The following is a 17254-nucleotide window of genomic DNA, read 5'->3' as shown; positions in this document are numbered from 1 at the left end:
GTGGAGCGCACTGTGGCAGCCGGCGGGGACGGCCGTCTCGCGGCACGCCGGTCAGGCTCGCGCGGGGCGTTGGCGACCTGAGGCCCCCGTGACGACCGCGGCGGTGAGCACCAGCAGCCCGACGGCACCGCCCAGGTGGGTCGCCGCCCGTGCTGTCGTGAGGGTCACGTCGCGGGTGCAGTACGCCGCCGGGGCATGCGCGCCGAAGCCGGGGACGATCCACAGCTGGTCGACCTGGCTGGGCTCGGTGCACACCTCGGCCTCCGGCGGTCCCGCGTAGACGGCCTCACCGAACAGGAAGGCCTCCGCGTTGACGTGCGGGAGCCACGGGTCGACCGGCGGTCCGGCGAGCAGGACGACCGCTCCGACCGCGAAGGCTCCGAGCGCGACGCTCAGCACCCCGCGAAGCCATCCCCGGAAGAGCACGGCGACCGACGCGCCTGCCACCGCAGCCAGCGCCGCCAGCAGCGCGGCGTACCGCACGAAGGACCAGGTCTGGTCGCCCACCACGAGGTCCAGACCGCGCGCCGTCGCGACGCGTTGCAGCCCCCACCACCAGGCCACCCCCATCAAGGCCGTCACCAGCCACGCGGCCGCGGCCACCAGGGCCGTCCGGCGCAGCAGGCCACGCACGCCCGGTCCGGCGGGCCACGCGGCCCCGACGAGGAGGCTGGCCCCGACCATCCACACCAGGGCGATCGCGGATGCGTTCCACGGTGACGCACCCAGCTCGGTCGGCTCCTCCTCGAAGTCGGTGGAGAGGTCGTAGGCGACCTCGTCACAGTCGAGCCCGAGGCCCCAGAGCGAGGCACACGCGTCACGGTGCTCGGCGTACTCCGGCGTCGCCTCCACCCGGGCCCGGTCGACCATCACACTGGCCGGGTCCACGGGTCGCGTGGTCTGGGCAACGACCAGCCACGCCACGACGGGGACGAGGACGAGCGCCAGCGCGAGCCGCACCACCGCGCGTGGTGGCACGTCGAACCGTCCCGGCATGCGTCCCCCCGCACGTCAGCGGTCCCGTCGGGACCGACGAACGGCACGCTAGTGGCGCAGGGGCTCCGCCGTCAGGCGGTTGCGGGACTGGGTGTGACGAGCTCGATGCGCGGACCGCGGGCGGGCTCGGGGCGCGGCTCGTAGTCCGGCGTCGCGTCGTACGGCTCCCACGCGAGGTAGTCGGTGAGGTGGCGGCGCACGCTGGGCAGCACGTCGTCGACGGTGACGTCGCGGCCGAGCTCGGTGCTCAGCGAGGTGACGCCGGCGTCGGCGATGCCGCAGGGGACGAAGCGGTCGTACCAGCCGAGGTCGACGTCGCAGTTGAGGGCGAAGCCGTGCATCGTCACGCCCCGGCTGACCCGGATGCCGAGGGCGGCGATCTTCCGCTCGGGGCCGCGCTCGTCGGCCCGCAGCCACACGCCGCTGCGACCGGGCACGCGGGCACTCGTGATACCGAAGTCGGCGCACACCCTGATCAGCGCCTCCTCGACGCGACGGACGTAGTCGACGACCTTGACGTGGTCGGGCAGCGCCACTATGGGGTAGCCGACGAGCTGGCCGGGACCGTGGAACGTGATCTTGCCGCCGCGGTCCACGTCGATGACGTCGGCGCCACCCGGGTCGAGGGGCCTCTCGTGCGGGTCGGTGCGCTTGCCTGCGGTGAAGACCGGCGGGTGCTCGAGGAGCAGCACGGTGGGCTCCTGCTCACCGGAGACCACCCGGGCGTGCACGTCGCGCTGGAGCTCCCACGCGGCGAGGTAGTCGACGGCCTCGGGTCCGAGCCCTGCGATGTCGAAGCGCATGGCGCCAGCGTACGCCGCACCGCCCCGGGGCCGAGCCTGTGGATGACGTCCGACGCCTTCGGGCGATCTGGGGCACCGTGGGGGAGTGGACCCGCGACGACTCCTCCCGATCCTGCTCTGCGTCACGCTGAGCGCGGTGCTCGGCACGGCCGCGCTGGTCACGCTGCGACCGGGTCCGCCCGGTCCGCTGTCCCGTCCGGTGGCCGCCGCGCCCGACGACGGGCCCCGGTCCGTGCTGGCCGACTGGGACGCTCGGCGTGCCCGGGCCTGGGCCGCCGGTGACGTCTCGGCACTGCGCGACCTGTACGTCGACGGGTCGCGCAGCGGGCGCGCCGACGTGCGGATGCTCGCGTCGTACGTCGACCGCGGCCTGACCGTGGAGGGGATGCGCACGCAGGTGCTGGCGCTCGAGGTGCTGGACGAGTCGCCGGTGTCCGTCGAGGTGCGTGTCACCGACCGGATCGGCGGGGCGCAGGCGGTCGACGGGGAGACGGTCATCCCGCTGCCCGACGACCGGCCGTCGACGCGGTCCGTCGTGCTGCGGCTCGTGGAGGGGGAGTGGCTCGTCGACGAGGTGCGGGAGTGACCGGGTGCGCGATGCTCAGGCGAGCCCGGCGGCGAGCACCGCAGTGACGTCCTCGTCCTCGAAGTCGTAGCCGGCGCGCTCGAGAGCGGCCGGGCGGGCGTTGACCGACCCCAGGAGCTCGGGGGCCATCCTGCCCGCGGCGACCTTGAGCACCGGGGCGGGTGCCACGAGGAACGCGGGGCGGTGCACGGCGTCGGCGAGGGCCCGGGTGAACTCGGCGTTGGTCGGGGTCCGCGGGCAGCACAGGTTGAAGACGCCGGACACGTCACCGGAGCCGGCGAGGAACGCGACCGAGGCGACCCAGTCGCGCAGCGAGATCATCGGGAAGTACTGCTCGCCGGAGCCCAGCCGGGCACCCATGCCGAGCTGGAAGAGGCGGCGCAGCTCGCGCAGGGGGGAGGACCGGCGGTCCATCACCGGCGCCGTGCGCAGGACGCAGACCCGGGCGCCGGCCTGCTCGGCGGGCGAGGTCGCCGACTGCCACTCGCGGGTCACCTGGGTGAGCATCGCGTCGCCGCGCGAGTCGGACGCCTCGGTGAGGATGTCGGCGCCGTGGTCGCCGTAGTAGGAGATGCCGTTGCCGGCGAGGAACGCCGGGGGGCGGGGGGCGGCCGCGATCGCGTCGGCGAGGGCGCGGGTCGTCGTGACCCGGCTGGAGAGCACCGCCTCCGCGCGTGCCTTGGAGTGCGGGTTGCCCGCGATGTTGACGCCCGCGAGGTTGACGACCACGTCGGCGCGATCGATGACGGCCTGGTCGAGCTCACCGCCGTACGGGTCCCACTGCGACTCGAGTGACGAGTGGCCGGCACGCCGGACGAGGTGGACCACCTCGTGGCCCTGCGCCCGCAGGTGATGGGTCAGATGGGTACCCAGGAAACCGGACGCACCGGCGATCACCGCTCGCATGCCTCCACCCAACCATGGCGTCCAAGGACGCCCGGGCGGGCGGACAGTGTCACCCGGCGAGGTGCGACCACCGCGACGCGAGCTCCGACCACGGGCCCTCGTCGTGGACGCGTCCGTCGACCAGCACCACGACCCGATCCGCCTGCGCCAGTGCCGCCGCCTTGCTCGTCGCGCCGACGACGGTCGCCCCGCCCTCGCGCAGGGACGCCCAGAGCTCGACCTCGGTCGTCGCGTCGAGCGCCGACGAGACGTCGTCGGCGAGCAGCAGGTCGGCGTCGCACGCCAGCGCCCGGGCCAGCGCGAGGCGCTGCACCTGCCCACCGGAGAGGCGTACGCCGCGGTGCCCGACGAGGGAGTCGGGACCGCCGGCCTCGTTCACGTCCCGCCCGAGGCGCGCCATGGTGATCGCGGGCCCGACGTCGCGGCCCTCGTGGTCGAGGGCGACGTTGCCGGTGAACGACCCCGAGAGCACGCGCGGGACCTGGGCGACGTGCGAGACCCGGGAGGGACGCAGCTGGACCTGCGGGTCGCGGACGGGGTCGCCGTTCCACCGGACCTCGCCGGTGCTGCTCACCAGCCCGGCGAGCGCCGACAGCAGGCTCGACTTGCCGGAGCCGACCTGTCCCAGCAGCAGCACCAGCTCGCCGGCCCGCACGGTCAGGTCGACGTCGCGGACCCCGAGCGTGCCGTCGTCGTGGATCGCGGAGAAACCACGCAGGGTGAGCTCGTGCAACGGGTCGCGCTCGGGCCGGACCGGTGCCGGCGCGGTGCCCGACACCATGTCGACGCCGGGAGGCAGGTGCATGAGGTCGCCACCGCCGGCGAGCGCGCTGGTGGCGTTCAACCAGGCACGGACGCCGGGCGCCTCGGTCACGACCGAGCCCGCCACCCGGCCGAACCAGTCGAAGCCGCTCACGGCGTTGGCCACGAGGAGGGCGGTCGCGAGCTCCCACCGGCCCGTGAGCAGGCCCACCCAGGCGGCGACGACGCCGCACTGCACCATGACGACGGGCACACCCTCGAGGAGGGCCTGGACACGGTGCTCGCGGACGGCTGCATCGACGCGCCCGGCGTCGACCTGGCGCAGGTGCTCGTGCACCGACGGGGTCGCCGCAGCGAGCTTGACGGTGCGCACTGACTCGAGCGCCGACACCAGCGAGCGGCCGAAGCCGGCCCGCGCCGTCGACGAGGCGGCCGCGGAGCGACCGGCGACCCGGCGGCCCAGGGTCGAGGCCCCGGCCGAGGCGACCATGACGGCGAGCAGCACCAGCCCGGCCAGCCAGGTGCGGGCGATGAGGGCGGTGACCGCGACGATGACCAGGCCGTTGACGAAGTCGACCCAGCGGTCGGCGTAGCGGGCGAGGCGGTCGGCGTCCATCGTGCGGGCGACGACCTCACCGGGAGGTGTGCGCTCCAGCCGGTGCTGCTCGGTCTGGCCGTGCAGCACGGCCAGTCGGACGCGCAGCCGCACCGAGATCCACCAGCGCGGGTAGGTGCGGAAGGCCTGCGACAGCAGCAGCGGGCTGACGAGCAGCGACGCCACCAGCGCGACGGTGGGACCGATCGGGAGCTGGTCGTCCTGGAGCTCGGTGACGGCGAGTCCCCACACCCAGCCGGTCAGCGCGCCGAAGGCACCGGTGAGCGCCGAGAGGAGGAAGAGCCCCATGCCGAGCAGCCCCCAGCGCGGCTCGATCGTCAGCGCGCTCCACGTCGCCCGGGTGAGGCTGGGAGGCGGCGCGACCGCCGGGGCCGGCGGGGGAGTCGTCGAGCGGCGCACGGAGCCGATGGAGGTGGCGTCGTGGTGGTGCTCCTCCACGACCGGCTCGTGGGCCGACGCGCGCAGCAACGCCCGGAACGGACCGTCCTCCACCGCCAGCCGCTCGCGCGGCCCCCGCTGCACGACGCGGCCCGACTCGAGCACGGCGACCTGCTCGGCACGCCGGGTGGTGGAGAGGCGGTGCGCGACCAGGATGCCGGTGCGCCCCGAGATGAGGCGGTCCGCGGCGCGGACGACCCGGGCCTCGGTGACCGGGTCCATCCGGGCGGTCGCCTCGTCGAGCACGACGACGCGCACGTCGCGCACGAGCAGTCGCGCGAAGGCCACCAGCTGCTCCTCGCCCGCGGACAGGCTGGTGCCGCCGGGGCCGAGCGTGGTGTCGAGGCCCTCGGGCAGGCCGGCGACCCAGTCGGTGAGGCCGAGCTCGGACACCGCGGCCTCGACGACCTCGCGGGGGTGGTCGCCGAAGAGCGTGATGTTGTCCGCCAGGCTGCCCGCCAGGATCTCGGTGCGTTGCGTGACCACGCCGACCGCGGCGCGCAGCGCCTGGAGGTCGAGGTCCAGGACGTCGGTGCCGCCGAGCAGGACGGTGCCGGGCTCCGGCTCCGCGGCCCGCGACAGCAGGGACGCCAGGGTCGACTTGCCCGAGCCGGTGCGGCCGACGAGCGCGCACGTGTGGCCGGCGGGCACGAGAAGGTCGACGTCGCGCAGGGCGAAGGAGCCGGCGTCGTAGGAGAAGTTCAGGTCGCGGAACTCGACGTCGAGCGGCCCGGCAGGCAGGGGCAGCCCGCCGGTCGGCTCGGCCCGGGACGCGAGCATCCCGCGCAGCCGCAGCACCGCCCCGAAGCCCTCCTGGAGGTCGGGCAGGTGCCGGGCCAGCATGTCGACCTGGCCCACGAACTGGGTGGTCACCAGGAAGAGCGTCACCAGGGCGGCCGTGGACAGGTCACCGCGGAAGACCAGGGCGACGCCGAGGACGCCGGTGCCGGCCAGCACGCCGGCGAGCAGGGTGCCGCTGCGCCGGGTGATCCGGGCCTCCACCGCGAGCACCGCGTCGAGCGCGGTGTGGACCGCGGCGGCCACCCGTGCGTTGCGGCGCAGGACGTAGGCCTGGCCGAGGCTGGTGCGCAGGTCGTCGCGCGCGGCCACGCCCTCCTCGGTGGCGGCGGCGTGGTCGGTCCACGCGGCCTCCTCGACCACCTTGCGCTGGGAGACGAGCGGCAGCAGGCGGCGTACGACGAGGACGGCCGCGACCGCGGTGAGCGGGAACAGGAAGAACGCCGGCCACCAGGTGAGGGTCGCGACGACCCACAGGGGTCCCGACGCGAGGAGCGTGCGGGCCGCCATCCAGACGCCCCACCGCAGCAGCTGGCCGACCTCCCAGGTGTCGTCGTCGATGCGGTCGAGCACCTCGCCGACGGCCTGCTCGGTCAGGTCGGCCAGCGGCTGGGACATCGCGGCGTCGAGCAGGTCGGAGCGCAGCCTGCCCTCCGCCCGGTCGACGATGCCGGCCCAGATCGTCTTGGCGACCGTGTCCACCAGTGCCGCGCCCACGACGCAGATCGCCAGCAGCACCGCGAGCCGCTCCGTGGGCTCCTCGGCCAGGCGGCCGGCCGCCACCGAGCCCAGCGAGGTGCCGATCGCACCGATGAAGGAGAGCGAGAAGCAGAAGACCGACAACGGTTGGCGCAGCCGCCGCCAGTCGACGGGGACGCGACCCTGCCCCGGGTCGGGCGACGGCGTCGGCTCGGTGCGGGCGGGTGCGGAAGAGGTGTCCAGGGTGCTCACGGTAGGCACCACCGTAGGTGTCGGCACCGACACCGCGCGCGCGAATTACGCCGGTGGAGCACGACGGACGCCCCGCCCGTGGTGGGCGGGGCGTCCGTGGTGACGCGGGGTGGAGCGGGTCGGGTCAGACCTCGAACTGTCCCGACTCGAGACGCGCCTTGACGTCGCGCAGGAAGCGGCCGGCGTCGGCGCCGTCGACCAGGCGGTGGTCGTAGGACAGCGACAGGTAGACCATGTGCCGCACCGCGATCGTCTCGCCCAGGTTGGCGTCGTCGATCACGATGGGGCGCTTGACCACGGCACCGGGGCCGAGGATCGCGACCTGCGGCTTGTTGACGATCGGGGTGTCGAAGAGCGCCCCGAAGCTGCCGAGGTTGGTGATCGTGAACGTGCCACCGGAGAGCTCGTCGGGACCGATCTTGTTGGTGCGGGTGCGCTCGGCCACGTCGGCGATCTTCTTGGCGATCCCGGCGATCGAGAGGTCACCGGCGTCCTTGACGACCGGGGTCAGCAGGCCCTTCTCGGTGTCCACGGCGAACGCGATGTTCTCGCGGTCGAAGTAGGTCACCTCGCCCTTGTCGGTGTCGATCGTCGCGTTGAGCTTGGGGTGCTGCTTGAGCGTGTCGATCGCCGCCTTGGCGAAGAACGGCAGGTAGCTCAGCTTGACGCCCTCACGGGCCAGGAAGTCGGCCTTCACCCGATCGCGCAGGCGGGCGATGGTGGTCACGTCGACCTCCACCACCTGGGTGAGCTGGGCCGACGTCTGCAGCGAGTCGACCATGCGCTCGGCGATGATCTTGCGCAGTCGCGACATCTTCTCCGTGGTGCCGCGCAGCGGCGACGGGGTGCCCGTCGGGGCGGAGGACCCACCCGCTGCCGGAGCCGCGGCGGCGGCCGGAGCCGCTGCCGGGGCGGCGGGCTGCTGGGCCTGCTGCTGGGCGGCAGCAGCGGCGTCGAGGACGTCCTGCTTGCGGATCCGGCCACCGACGCCGGTACCGGTCACGGCAGCCAGGTCGACCCCGTGCTGCGAGGCCATCTTGCGCACGAGCGGGGTGACGTACGCGCTCTGGTCGTCACTGCGGGACGGAGCGGCGGCGGGTGCCGCCTCCTGCTTCGGCTGCTCCTGCGCGGCCGGCTGCTCCTGGGCCGGCTGCTTGGGCTCGGGCTCGGGCTCGGGCTGCTTCTCCTCCGCGGGAGCGGCCTTCTCCTCGGCGGGCGCAGGCTCCTCGGCCTTCTCCTCGGCGGCGGGCTCCTCGGCCTTCTCCTCGGCCTTGTCCTCCGACTTCTCCTCGGACGACGAGCCGGAGGCAGCGGCGTCACCGGAGCCGATGGTGGCGAGCTCGGCGCCGACCTCGACGGTCTCGTCCTCCTCGACCTTGATCTCGAGCAGCGTGCCCGCGACCGGGGAGGGGATCTCGGTGTCGACCTTGTCGGTGGAGACCTCGAGCAGCGGCTCGTCGACCGCGACCTCGTCGCCGACCTTCTTGAGCCAGCGAGTCACGGTGCCCTCGGTGACGGACTCACCGAGCGCGGGCAGGGTCACGGAGGTGCTGGAGCCGCCACCGGAGGAGCCGCCGCTGGACTGCTCGGCGGCCGGCTTCTCCTCGGAGTCGGAGTCGGACTTGTCGGCCTCGGGGGTCTCGTCGCCGGCGGGCAGCTCGCCCTTCTCCTCGACGATCTCCTCCTCCTGCTCGGCCTTCTTCTCGGCCTCCTGCTCGTCCTTCGGCTCGGCCTCGGGCTCGGCGGTGTCGTCGGCGTCGCCGCCGGACTCGCCCTCCTCGCCGACGACGGCCAGCACGGCGCCGACCTCGACGGTGTCGTCCTCGTTGGCCTTGATCTCGAGCAGCGTGCCCGCGACCGGCGACGGGATCTCGGTGTCGACCTTGTCGGTGGAGACCTCGAGCAGCGGCTCGTCGACCGCTACGGCGTCGCCGACCTGCTTGAGCCAGCGGGTGACGGTGCCTTCGGTGACGGACTCACCGAGGGCGGGGAGGGTGACTTCGGAGGCCATGGGATTCCTTCGCTCGCGTTGACGTGGGGTAGGTGGGTCTGGGTCAGGAGTGTGCGTGCAGCGCCTTGCCGGCGAGGGCCAGGTGGGCCTCGCCGAGCGCTTCGTTCTGCGTGGGGTGGGCGTGCACCAACGGGGCGACGTCGTCGGCGTGGGCCTCCCAGTTGTAGATCAGCTGCGCCTCGCCGATGAGCTCGCCGACGCGGTCACCGACCATGTGGACGCCGAGCACGGGACCGTCGGTGCGGCTGATGAGCTTGACGAAGCCGGAGGTGCCCAGGATCTGGCTCTTGCCGTTGCCACCGAGGTCGTAGGTGATCGTGGTGACCTCGTCGCCGTACTTCTCGCGCGCGGTCGCCTCGTCGAGGCCCACGGATGCGATCTCGGGGTGCGAGTAGGTGACCCGCGGGATGCCGGCCTCGTCGATCGGACGCGGGTCGAGGCCCGCGATGTCCTCGGCGACGAAGATGCCCTGCTGGAAGCCGCGGTGCGCGAGCTGGAGTCCGGGGACGATGTCGCCCACGGCGTAGACGCCGTCGACGTTGGTGCGGCAGCGCTCGTCGGCGAGCACGAAGCCGCGCTCCATGGCCACGCCCTGCTCCTCGTAGCCGAGCCCCTGGGTGGAGGGACCGCGACCGACAGCGACCAGGAGCAGCTCGGCCTCGATGACGTCGCCGCCCTCGACCGTCACGGCGACACCGGTGTCGGTGTGCTTGACGCTCTGGAACGGCGTGCCGGTGCGGAAGTCGATCTTGCGCTTGCGGAAGGCCCGCTCGAGGGCCTTGGAGGACGCCTCGTCCTCGACCGCGACGAGCCGGGGGAGTGCCTCGACGATGGTGACCTGGGAGCCGAAGCTGGCCCACACGCTGGCGAACTCGCAGCCGATGACGCCGCCGCCGAGCACGATCACCGACGCGGGCACGCGGTCGAGGCGCAGGGCGTGCTCGGAGGTGAGCACCCGCTCCCCGTCGACCTCGAGCCCGGGCAGGGACCTGGAGTAGGAGCCGGAGGCGAGCACGACGTGGCGGCCCGTGTAGGCGGTGTCGCCGACGGTGACGGTGCGCGGTCCGGTGAGCCGGCCCTCGCCCTCGATCACGGTGATGCCGCGCGACTTGATGAGTCCGGTGAGGCCCTTGAAGAGCCGACCGACGACCTTGTCCTTGTAGGCGTTGACGCCGGTCATGTCGATGCCGTCGAGCGTCGCGTGGACGCCGAACTGCGAGGCCTCGCGGGCCGAGTCGGCGACCTCGGCGGCGTGCAGCAGCGCCTTGGTCGGGATGCAGCCCACGTGGAGGCAGGTGCCCCCGAGATTGCCCTTCTCGACCAGTCCCACCGTCAGCCCGAGCTGCGCCGCCCGGAGTGCACAGGCGTATCCGCCCGAGCCCGCCCCGAGGATGAGTACGTCGAAGTCGCCCTCCGCCACCTGATGCCTTCCGCTCTCCCGATGATCGGGCCCCATCTTTGCACTCTTCGTGAGCCTGTCCACACCGGGTCACTTCGGGCGGGCGGGCAGAATGTCGGCATGGGACTCTTCGACCGATTCCGTCGCTCCGGCCGCACGCGACGTCCTGCCAGTGATGCGTCGCGGACCGGATCGACCAGGGTCCGCGCCGCCGACGGGCACGACGTCACCCACCTGAGCGACTTCGTCACCACCCACCGGGGGGTCGAGGGATTCGTCGAGCCGCGCACCGCCGTGAGCGACGTGACGCTGCTCCTGGTCGCCCACGACGGGGAGTGGACGCGCCGGCGGGTGCCGAGCGTCAAGTGGGCGCACGACTTCGCCAACAAGCACCAGGTGCCGTCGTACGACGCCGCCGTGGTCGGCATCCCGCAGCGGATGCGCGACTACAACCGGCGCAAGAAGGCCGGGGGCCTGTAGCTCAGTCCGTGGTCGCCAGGCTGCGGGCGTAGGCGACGAGCGTCGTGACGCCGAAGCCGGTCGCGCCGGACGGCACGTGGCCGTAGGGTCCGCCGCCGTTGATCTCGTTGCCCGCGATGTCCATGTGCGCCCACGGCAGCCCGCCGGTGAACTCGCGCAGGAACGCCGAGGCGTAGAGGCCACCGCCCCAGCGCACCCAGTCGTGCTGGAGCAGGTCGGCGACCTTGGACGAGGTGATCCGCTCCTTCATCTCCTCGGGGATCGGCATCGGCCACAGCTGCTCGCCCGCGACCGCGCCGGCGTCCAGCACCGCTCGGACGGACTCGTCGGTGCCGAGGACGGCACCGACCCGGTCGCCGAGGGCGATCTGGAGGTGGCCGGTCAGGGTGGCCACGTCGACGACCACGTCGGGCTCCTGCTCGCTGGCCAGCTGGAGCGCGTCGCCGAGCAGCATCCGTCCCTCGGCGTCGGTGTTGGCGATCTCGACGGTGGTGCCGCCGTACATCGTGACGACGTCGCCGGGACGCATCGAGGTGCCGGAGACCATGTTCTCGGCCATCGGGGCGTAGGTGGTGACCTTGACCGGGAGGCCGAGGCGGGCGATGGCGAAGGTCGCCGCGATCACGGCGGCCGCGCCGGCCATGTCGCCCTTCATCCCGACCATGCTGCTGGACGGCTTGATGGTGAGGCCGCCCGAGTCGAAGGTGATGCCCTTGCCGACGAGCGCGAGGTGCCGGGACGCGCCCTTGGGCGACCAGGTCAGCCGGACGAGTCGGGGCTTGGCGTCGGAGCTGTTGCCGACGGCGAGCGTGCCGCCGAAGCCGAGCTCGGCGAGCTGCTTGTCGTCGAGGACCTCGAGGGTCACCTTGGGAGCTCCGCGACCCTTGGTCAGCTCGCGGTGGGCCTCGGTGACGGCGTCGGCGAATGCGGGCGGGGTGAGGTGGCCGGGGGGCTCGTTGACCCAGTCGCGGCAGGTGATCACGGCCCCGGCGACGACCTGCGCCTCCTCGAAGGCGGTGATCGCCTCGGCCTTGCGGGCGACCGGGCTCAGCACGACGACCTCGCCGGCCGTGGTGTCCTCGGTGTCGCCGGACTTGTGGCGGGTGAAGGTGTAGCCGCCGAGCAGGTGCCCCTCGGTGGCGGCGGCGACGAGCTCCGGGGAACCGGCCGGGAGGGCCAGGGCGACGGACGCGGCATTGGGCACGCTGCGGGCGGCGACGCCGGCGGCGCGGCGTACGGCGGTGGGGGTGACCGAGCCGTCGGCGGCGGCCGGGCCGAGACCGACCAGCACGACCAGCGGGGTCCGGACGACGCCCGCGGTCGGCATCTTGACGCTCTCGCCGGCGCGACCCGTGACGCCGAGCGACGACAGCAGCGGGCGCAGCTTGCGGCCCCACGCCTCGCCGACCTCGGCGGCCTCCTCGCAGAGGACCGGACCCTTGTCGGTGGACAGGACGCCCACCACCACGGCGTCGGCGCGGGTCTTGGCGGGGCTGGCGCTGCGAAGCGTGTACGTCGTCGTCACCCGGGCATGCTAGGCGAGGCGTCCGACACCTCGCGCTGCGGTAGGTTTCCGAGCATGTCCGAGCAGACCCTGACGCAGTCGCCCCTCCACGAGGCACACGTCGCCCTGGGCGCCAAGCTCGCCGAGTTCGGCGGCTGGTCGATGCCCCTCGAGTACCCCTCCGGCGTGGTCAAGGAGCACACCGCCGTCCGCGAGGCGGTCGGCGTCTTCGACGTGAGCCACCTCGGCAAGGTGATGATCACCGGGACGGGAGCCGCCGACTTCGTCAACGCGACCCTGTCCAACGACCTGCGGAAGCTCCCGCCCGGCAAGGCGCAGTACACGCTGTGCTGCGACGAGCAGACCGGCGGGATCGTCGACGACCTCATCGCCTACTACCAGGACGAGGAGCACGTGCTCCTCGTCCCCAACGCCGCCAACACCGCCGAGGTCGTACGCCGCCTGCTGGCCGCCGCGCCCGAGGGCGTCACCATCACGGACCACCACCGCGACTACGCCGTGCTGGCCGTCCAGGGACCCCGGTCCGACGAGGTCCTCGAGGCGGTCGGCCTGCCCACCGGGCACGACTACATGTCGTTCGTCGAGGCGCCTCTCGACGGCGCCGACGTCGTGGTCTGCCGCACCGGATACACCGGCGAGCGCGGCTACGAGCTGATCGTCGCCAACGACGGCGCCCGCGGCCTGTGGGACGCGATCCTCGCGGCTGGCGCCGAGCACGGCATCCTCCCGTGCGGGCTCGGCTCCCGCGACACCCTGCGCACCGAGATGGGCTACCCGCTGCACGGCCAGGACATCAGCCTCGACGTGACCCCCGTGCAGGCCGGCCTCGGCTGGGCGGTCGGCTGGAAGAAGGACAGCTTCTGGGGCAAGGACGCCCTCGTGGCCGAGAAGGAGGCCGGCCCCAAGCGCCGGCTCCGCGGCCTCGTGGCCGTCGGCCGCGGCATCCCGCGTCCCGGCATGGGCGTCACCCTGACCCAGGACGTGCCGCTCGCCGACATCACCTCCGGCACCTTCTCCCCGACGCTCAAGAAGGGCATCGGCCTCGCGCTGATCCCGACCATGGTGGCCGAGGACGCGGAGGTCGGCGTCGACGTGCGCGGGCGCCGCGAGATCTTCAGGCTGACCAAGCCACCGTTCGTCGACACGTCGGTGAGGGAGTCCTGATGCTGCCCGGACAGCCCCCGACCTTCCGCCAGCCCAACGCCTCCGAGCGCCCCTGGTGGTGGCGCCTCGAGGACGCCAACGGCGCCACTGTGGAGGCCCCCGAGCACGCCGACCAGCGCTTCGCGTCGCAGGCCGACGCCGAGTCGTGGGTGGGGGAGGTGTACGCCGACCTCGCCGAGGCCGGCGTGGACGCGGTGACGCTCTTCGAGCACGAGCGGCAGGTCTACGGGCCGATGTCGCTGCACGCCTGAGGACCCGCTCGATGGCCGAGGCCCTCTGGACCGACGTCGCCGCGACGTACGACCGGTCCTTCGCGACGCTGTGCGCGGGCACGACCGGGACGCTGCTGGACCGCGTCCCACCCGGCTCGCGGGTGCTCGACGTCGGCTGTGGATCGGGGCACGTCGCCGCCTCTCTGGTGGCAGCGGGCCACGTCGTGCACGCCGTCGACCCGGACCCCCAGATGGTCGCCCTCGCGACGTCGCGGTCCGCCGCCGACGTACGTCCCGGCGGCCTGCCCGACCTGCCGTACGACGACGCCTCCTTCGACGCCGTCGTCGCCAACTTCGTCCTCAACCACGTCGACGACCCGCGTGCCGCGGCCAGGGGGATCGCACCTGTGACACGTCCCGGAGGGCACGTCGTGGCCAGCATCTGGCCGGCGTCCCCGCCGCCGCAGGCGACGCTGTGGGGCGCCCTGCTGGACGAGGCCGGGGCAGCGCGTCCCGCCATGCCGCGGCTGGCCCCGGAGCTGGACTTCGAGCGCTCGCCCGAGGGCCTGGGCGCCCTCCTCGCGGAGGCCGGGCTCAACCTGGTCGAGGTCGGCACCACCGAGTGGGACTGGCGGGTGCGACCGGACGACTTCTGGGCCGGGGTGACGACGGTGGGCAACTTCGGCGTCGCGTGGGCCGCCCAGTCGGCCGACGTGCAGGAGCGCATGCGAGCCGCCTTCACCGAGGCTGCGATGCCCTGGCGCGACGGCCATCACCTGGTCTTCCCGGTCCGCGCCGCGGTGGCCCACGCCACCGCCTGACCCATCCGCCGCGCGACCCGCGCCGAACGCTCGCTGGAGGTGCGGATGCCGACGGACGAGGGATACGAGGCGTTCGTCGCGGCGCGTCGCGACCTGCTGGTCGAGGAGCGCGGCGGCGGCCCGGTCGTGGAGGCCGCGGTGGACCGCGCCCTGGCCCGGTGCCGGCGCGGCTGGCGCCGCCTCGAGCGCGAGGACGACGTCGAGGCCCGGGTGCGCGACCAGGTCGAGCTCGAGCTGGACCGGCCCCGCCGTCGACGGATCGCTCTGCGCGCCGTGGGGGTGCTGCTCCTGGTCGTCCTGGCGGGAGTGCTCTGGTCGCTGCGGCCGCAGCCGCCGGCCGTCGCGGAGGAGCCCAACCCGCTGCCGGTCCCGTGGTACGACGGCACCGACCTCCACCTCGCCGACGTGCGGGTGACGCTGCCGGACCTCGGTGCCTTCGTGGCCGACGGGGACGGCGTGATCGTGCGACGCGACGGGGAGGTGCAGCGCGTCGACGCGGACGGCGACGTCTCGGCGTACTCCGGAAGCGTGGACTTCGGCCGCGACACCACCGACAACATCCCGCCGCTCGACCCCAACGACCGGATCCTGCAGTCGGTGGACGGTCCCAGCGACACCACGCTCCACCTCGTGGAGATGCTCAGCTCCAACCCGGAGGCCGGCACCTACGTGCGGCTCTCCGAGACGGGGCGGCGGGTCTTCCTCCTGTGCACGCCCTACAGCTGCGTCACGCGGCTGGTGGAGTCGGGGGCGCGGCTCCGCTGAGGGGGTCGTGCGCGGTGCGGGCGGCGTGCACCCGGGCGTGGGCGATGGCGCTGGGGGTGTCGTCGAACAGGTGACGCTCGTGCGCGAGGCGGTCGTGGACGCCGAGCTCGCGGAGGACCTGCTCGTGCTGGGGCTGGACCCCGGAGAGGAGCACGGTCACGCCGCGTCCCTCGAGGCGGTTGATCGTGTCGGCCAGCACGTGCGCCCCGGTGGCGTCGATCGTGGTGACGCGGGACATCCGCAGGACGACCACCCGGACGTTGCTGACCTCGGCGAGCTCAAGGAGGAAGTCGTGGGCGGCGGCGAAGAACAACGGGCCGTCGATGCGGAAGGCGACGATCTGCTGGTCGAGCAACGACTGCTCCTCGGCGGTGTGGTCGCCCGCGTCCAGGGGGATCTCGTCGAGGCGGGCGGTGGCGGCCGTCTGGCGCAGGGCCACGAAGCCGGCGACGACCAGTCCCAGGAGGACCGCGGTCACCAGGTCGACGAGGACGGTGGCGACGGCCGTGACGGCCAGCACGGCCGCGTCGCCGCGGGTCGAGCGAGCCAGGGCGCGCAGGCTGGAGACCCGCACCATGTGCACGGCGGTGGCGACCAGCACCCCGGCCAGGGCGGCGAGGGGGATCTCGGAGACCCAGCGCGCCGCCAGCAGCACCACGAGCAGGAGGAAGACGGCGTGGGTGAGCGCGGCCCACCGGGAGGTGGCGCCCGACCGGACGTTGACGGCGGTGCGGGCGATGGCCGCGGTGGCCGGGATCCCGCCGAACAACGGGGCGGCGAGGTTGGCGAGCCCCTGGCCGACGAGCTCGCGGTCCGAGTCGTGGCGCTGTCCGACGCTCATGGCGTCGGCCACCGTGGCCGACAGCAGGCTCTCCAGTGCGGCCAGGGCCGCCACGGCCACGGCCGGCAGGAGGAGGGCGTCGAGGTCGCCGAACGCGACGTCGGGCAGGGACGGGCTCGGGATGCCGCTGGGGATCCGGCCGATGGTGGCGGCGCCGAGGTCCAGCCACGTGTTGGCGGCGGTGGCGGCGACCACGGCGAGCAACGATCCGGGCAGTCCGGGTCGGATCCGGGACAGGGTGAGGATCCCGGCGACCACCGTGACGGCCATGGCGACGGGGGTCCAGACCGGGGCGGTCGCCCACCCCTGCACGGCCAGCCAGGCCAGCACGAGCACCTTCTCGGCGTGCACCTCGGAGCCGAGGGCGGCGGGGAGCTGCTGGAGCGCGATGATGACGGCGATCCCGACCGTGAAGCCCTCGACCACGGGCACCGGCACGTAGCGGATGAACCGGCCCGCGCCGACGTACCCGAGGCCGACGAGGATGACGCCGGCCAGGAGGCCGACGACCAGCACCCCGTCGGGCCCGTACGCCGCGATGATCGGGACCAGGACGACGGTCATGGCACCGGTGGGGCCGCTCACCTGGACCCTGCTCCCGCCGAACACGGCCGCCACTGCGCCGGCCACGATCGCCGTGACCAGGCCGGCACCGGCGCCCATGCCCGAGCTCACGCCGAAGCCCAGGGCCAGCGGCAGCGCGATGAGCCCGACCATCAGGCCCGCGCTGAGGTCGCGGCCGACACGGGCGTGAGCCCAGTCGGACCGCCGCGGCACCAGCCGGGCGGTGCGTGAGACCGACGTGAGCAGCCAGCCCCTCACCGGGGTCGGTTCGGGGACCGGTCGGCCGCCGGCTCGTCGTCGACCAGGACGAGACCGGACAGGATGCGACGCGCGGCCAGCAGCAGGTCGCGGACCTCCGGGGCGCTCACCGAGTAGGTGACCTCACCGCCCTGGCGTCGGGACACCACGAGACGGGCGCGGCGCAGGACGGCCAGCTGCTGGGAGAGGTTGCTGGGCTCGATGGCGATCCGCTCGAGGAGCTCGTGAACGGCGTGGTCGCGCTCGGACAGCATCTCCAGGATCCGGATGCGTGCCGGGTGCCCGAGGGTCTTGAAGAACTCGGCCTTCGCCTCGTAGAGCGGGACGCTCACGGACACACCTGCATGCCGGCTCCTCC

General features: G+C 73.6%; 15 protein-coding genes. 6 read left to right on the top strand and 9 right to left on the bottom strand.

Annotation, left to right across the window (positions count from 1 at the left end; all coding sequences use genetic code 11):
• Window positions 1-51: 51 nt before the first annotated feature.
• On the bottom strand, window positions 52-978 hold the full coding sequence (locus tag ASG88_RS18145) for a hypothetical protein (RefSeq protein WP_235534910.1): 927 nt from the start codon (window positions 976-978) through the stop codon (window positions 52-54).
• An 89-nt stretch (window positions 979-1067) separates the two neighbouring features.
• On the bottom strand, window positions 1068-1799 hold the full coding sequence (gene lipB / locus ASG88_RS18140) for a lipoyl(octanoyl) transferase LipB (RefSeq protein ID WP_056888839.1): 732 nt from the start codon (window positions 1797-1799) through the stop codon (window positions 1068-1070).
• Between the two features lie 85 nt (window positions 1800-1884).
• On the opposite strand from lipB, the gene ASG88_RS18135 reads away from it, so the two are divergent.
• A complete protein-coding gene (locus tag ASG88_RS18135) occupies window positions 1885-2385 on the top strand; it encodes a hypothetical protein (RefSeq protein ID WP_056888838.1) in 501 nt (166 codons plus the stop codon).
• A gap of 15 nt (window positions 2386-2400) precedes the next feature.
• On the opposite strand, the gene ASG88_RS18130 is transcribed toward ASG88_RS18135, so the two are convergent.
• From ASG88_RS18130 to lpdA, 4 genes are all read right to left on the bottom strand, one after another.
• Window positions 2401-3291 carry a TIGR01777 family oxidoreductase gene (locus tag ASG88_RS18130; protein WP_056888837.1) on the bottom strand — a complete coding sequence of 297 codons (891 nt, stop codon included), beginning with the start codon at window positions 3289-3291 and terminating at the stop codon, window positions 2401-2403.
• Between the two features lie 49 nt (window positions 3292-3340).
• Window positions 3341-6856, bottom strand: coding sequence for an ATP-binding cassette domain-containing protein (locus ASG88_RS18125; protein ID WP_082600671.1), 3516 nt, complete (start codon window positions 6854-6856; stop codon window positions 3341-3343).
• A gap of 124 nt (window positions 6857-6980) precedes the next feature.
• Entirely contained in the window at window positions 6981-8867 is a 1887-nt protein-coding gene (gene sucB / locus ASG88_RS18120) for a 2-oxoglutarate dehydrogenase, E2 component, dihydrolipoamide succinyltransferase (RefSeq protein ID WP_056888836.1), read from the bottom strand.
• A gap of 43 nt (window positions 8868-8910) precedes the next feature.
• A complete protein-coding gene (gene lpdA / locus ASG88_RS18115; protein ID WP_056888835.1) occupies window positions 8911-10323 on the bottom strand; it encodes a dihydrolipoyl dehydrogenase in 1413 nt (470 codons plus the stop codon).
• Window positions 10324-10386: 63 nt separating this feature from the next.
• On the opposite strand from lpdA, the gene ASG88_RS18110 reads away from it, so the two are divergent.
• A complete protein-coding gene (locus ASG88_RS18110; protein WP_056888834.1) occupies window positions 10387-10746 on the top strand; it encodes a hypothetical protein in 360 nt (119 codons plus the stop codon).
• Between the two features lies 1 nt (window position 10747).
• Here ASG88_RS18110 and ASG88_RS18105 read toward each other — a convergent pair whose 3' ends face one another.
• Complete coding sequence (locus tag ASG88_RS18105; protein WP_056888833.1) at window positions 10748-12271, bottom strand: leucyl aminopeptidase; 1524 nt, start codon at window positions 12269-12271, stop codon at window positions 10748-10750.
• Between the two features lie 54 nt (window positions 12272-12325).
• On the opposite strand from ASG88_RS18105, the gene gcvT reads away from it, so the two are divergent.
• Genes gcvT through ASG88_RS18085 form a run of 4 tightly spaced genes read left to right on the top strand, consistent with a single transcriptional unit; the run spans window position 12326 to window position 15233 of the window.
• Complete coding sequence (gcvT, locus tag ASG88_RS18100) at window positions 12326-13435, top strand: glycine cleavage system aminomethyltransferase GcvT (RefSeq protein WP_082600670.1); 1110 nt, start codon at window positions 12326-12328, stop codon at window positions 13433-13435.
• On the top strand, window positions 13435-13686 hold the full coding sequence (locus tag ASG88_RS18095) for a hypothetical protein (RefSeq protein WP_056888831.1): 252 nt from the start codon (window positions 13435-13437) through the stop codon (window positions 13684-13686). The genes gcvT and ASG88_RS18095 overlap by 1 nt, the downstream gene beginning before the upstream one ends.
• An 11-nt stretch (window positions 13687-13697) precedes the next feature.
• A complete protein-coding gene (locus ASG88_RS18090) occupies window positions 13698-14468 on the top strand; it encodes a class I SAM-dependent methyltransferase (RefSeq protein WP_056888830.1) in 771 nt (256 codons plus the stop codon).
• Window positions 14469-14513: 45 nt separating this feature from the next.
• Window positions 14514-15233 (top strand): hypothetical protein, encoded by a 720-nt coding sequence (locus tag ASG88_RS18085; RefSeq protein ID WP_056888829.1) that lies wholly within the window; start codon window positions 14514-14516, stop codon window positions 15231-15233.
• Here ASG88_RS18085 and ASG88_RS18080 read toward each other — a convergent pair.
• Window positions 15196-16896 carry a SulP family inorganic anion transporter gene (locus ASG88_RS18080; protein WP_056888828.1) on the bottom strand — a complete coding sequence of 567 codons (1701 nt, stop codon included), beginning with the start codon at window positions 16894-16896 and terminating at the stop codon, window positions 15196-15198. The two genes, ASG88_RS18085 and ASG88_RS18080, sit on opposite strands and share 38 nt — an antisense overlap.
• Window positions 16893-17228, bottom strand: a complete 336-nt coding sequence (locus ASG88_RS18075; protein WP_056888897.1) for an ArsR/SmtB family transcription factor — start codon at window positions 17226-17228, stop codon at window positions 16893-16895. The genes ASG88_RS18080 and ASG88_RS18075 overlap by 4 nt, the downstream gene beginning before the upstream one ends.
• Window positions 17229-17254: the final 26 nt, after the last annotated feature.

The organism is Nocardioides sp. Soil777 (assembly GCF_001428425.1).
In the GTDB taxonomy this organism is placed as follows: Bacteria; Actinomycetota; Actinomycetes; order Propionibacteriales; family Nocardioidaceae; genus Nocardioides; species Nocardioides terrigena.
Note: the sequence above shows the minus strand (reverse complement) of the source record. Positions and strands in the feature narration are given on the sequence as shown.

Excerpts from the sequence above, each read along its gene's own strand:
- lipB (WP_056888839.1), bottom strand. The coding sequence starts at position 1,799 with ATGCGCTTCGACATCGCAGGGCTCGGACCCGAGGCCGTCGACTACCTC.
- ASG88_RS18130 (WP_056888837.1), bottom strand. The coding sequence starts at position 3,291 with ATGCGAGCGGTGATCGCCGGTGCGTCCGGTTTCCTGGGTACCCATCTG.
- sucB (WP_056888836.1), bottom strand. The coding sequence starts at position 8,867 with ATGGCCTCCGAAGTCACCCTCCCCGCCCTCGGTGAGTCCGTCACCGAA.
- lpdA (WP_056888835.1), bottom strand. The coding sequence starts at position 10,323 with ATGGGGCCCGATCATCGGGAGAGCGGAAGGCATCAGGTGGCGGAGGGC.
- ASG88_RS18110 (WP_056888834.1), top strand. The coding sequence starts at position 10,387 with ATGGGACTCTTCGACCGATTCCGTCGCTCCGGCCGCACGCGACGTCCT.
- gcvT (WP_082600670.1), top strand. The coding sequence starts at position 12,326 with ATGTCCGAGCAGACCCTGACGCAGTCGCCCCTCCACGAGGCACACGTC.
- ASG88_RS18095 (WP_056888831.1), top strand. The coding sequence starts at position 13,435 with ATGCTGCCCGGACAGCCCCCGACCTTCCGCCAGCCCAACGCCTCCGAG.
- ASG88_RS18090 (WP_056888830.1), top strand. The coding sequence starts at position 13,698 with ATGGCCGAGGCCCTCTGGACCGACGTCGCCGCGACGTACGACCGGTCC.
- ASG88_RS18085 (WP_056888829.1), top strand. The coding sequence starts at position 14,514 with ATGCCGACGGACGAGGGATACGAGGCGTTCGTCGCGGCGCGTCGCGAC.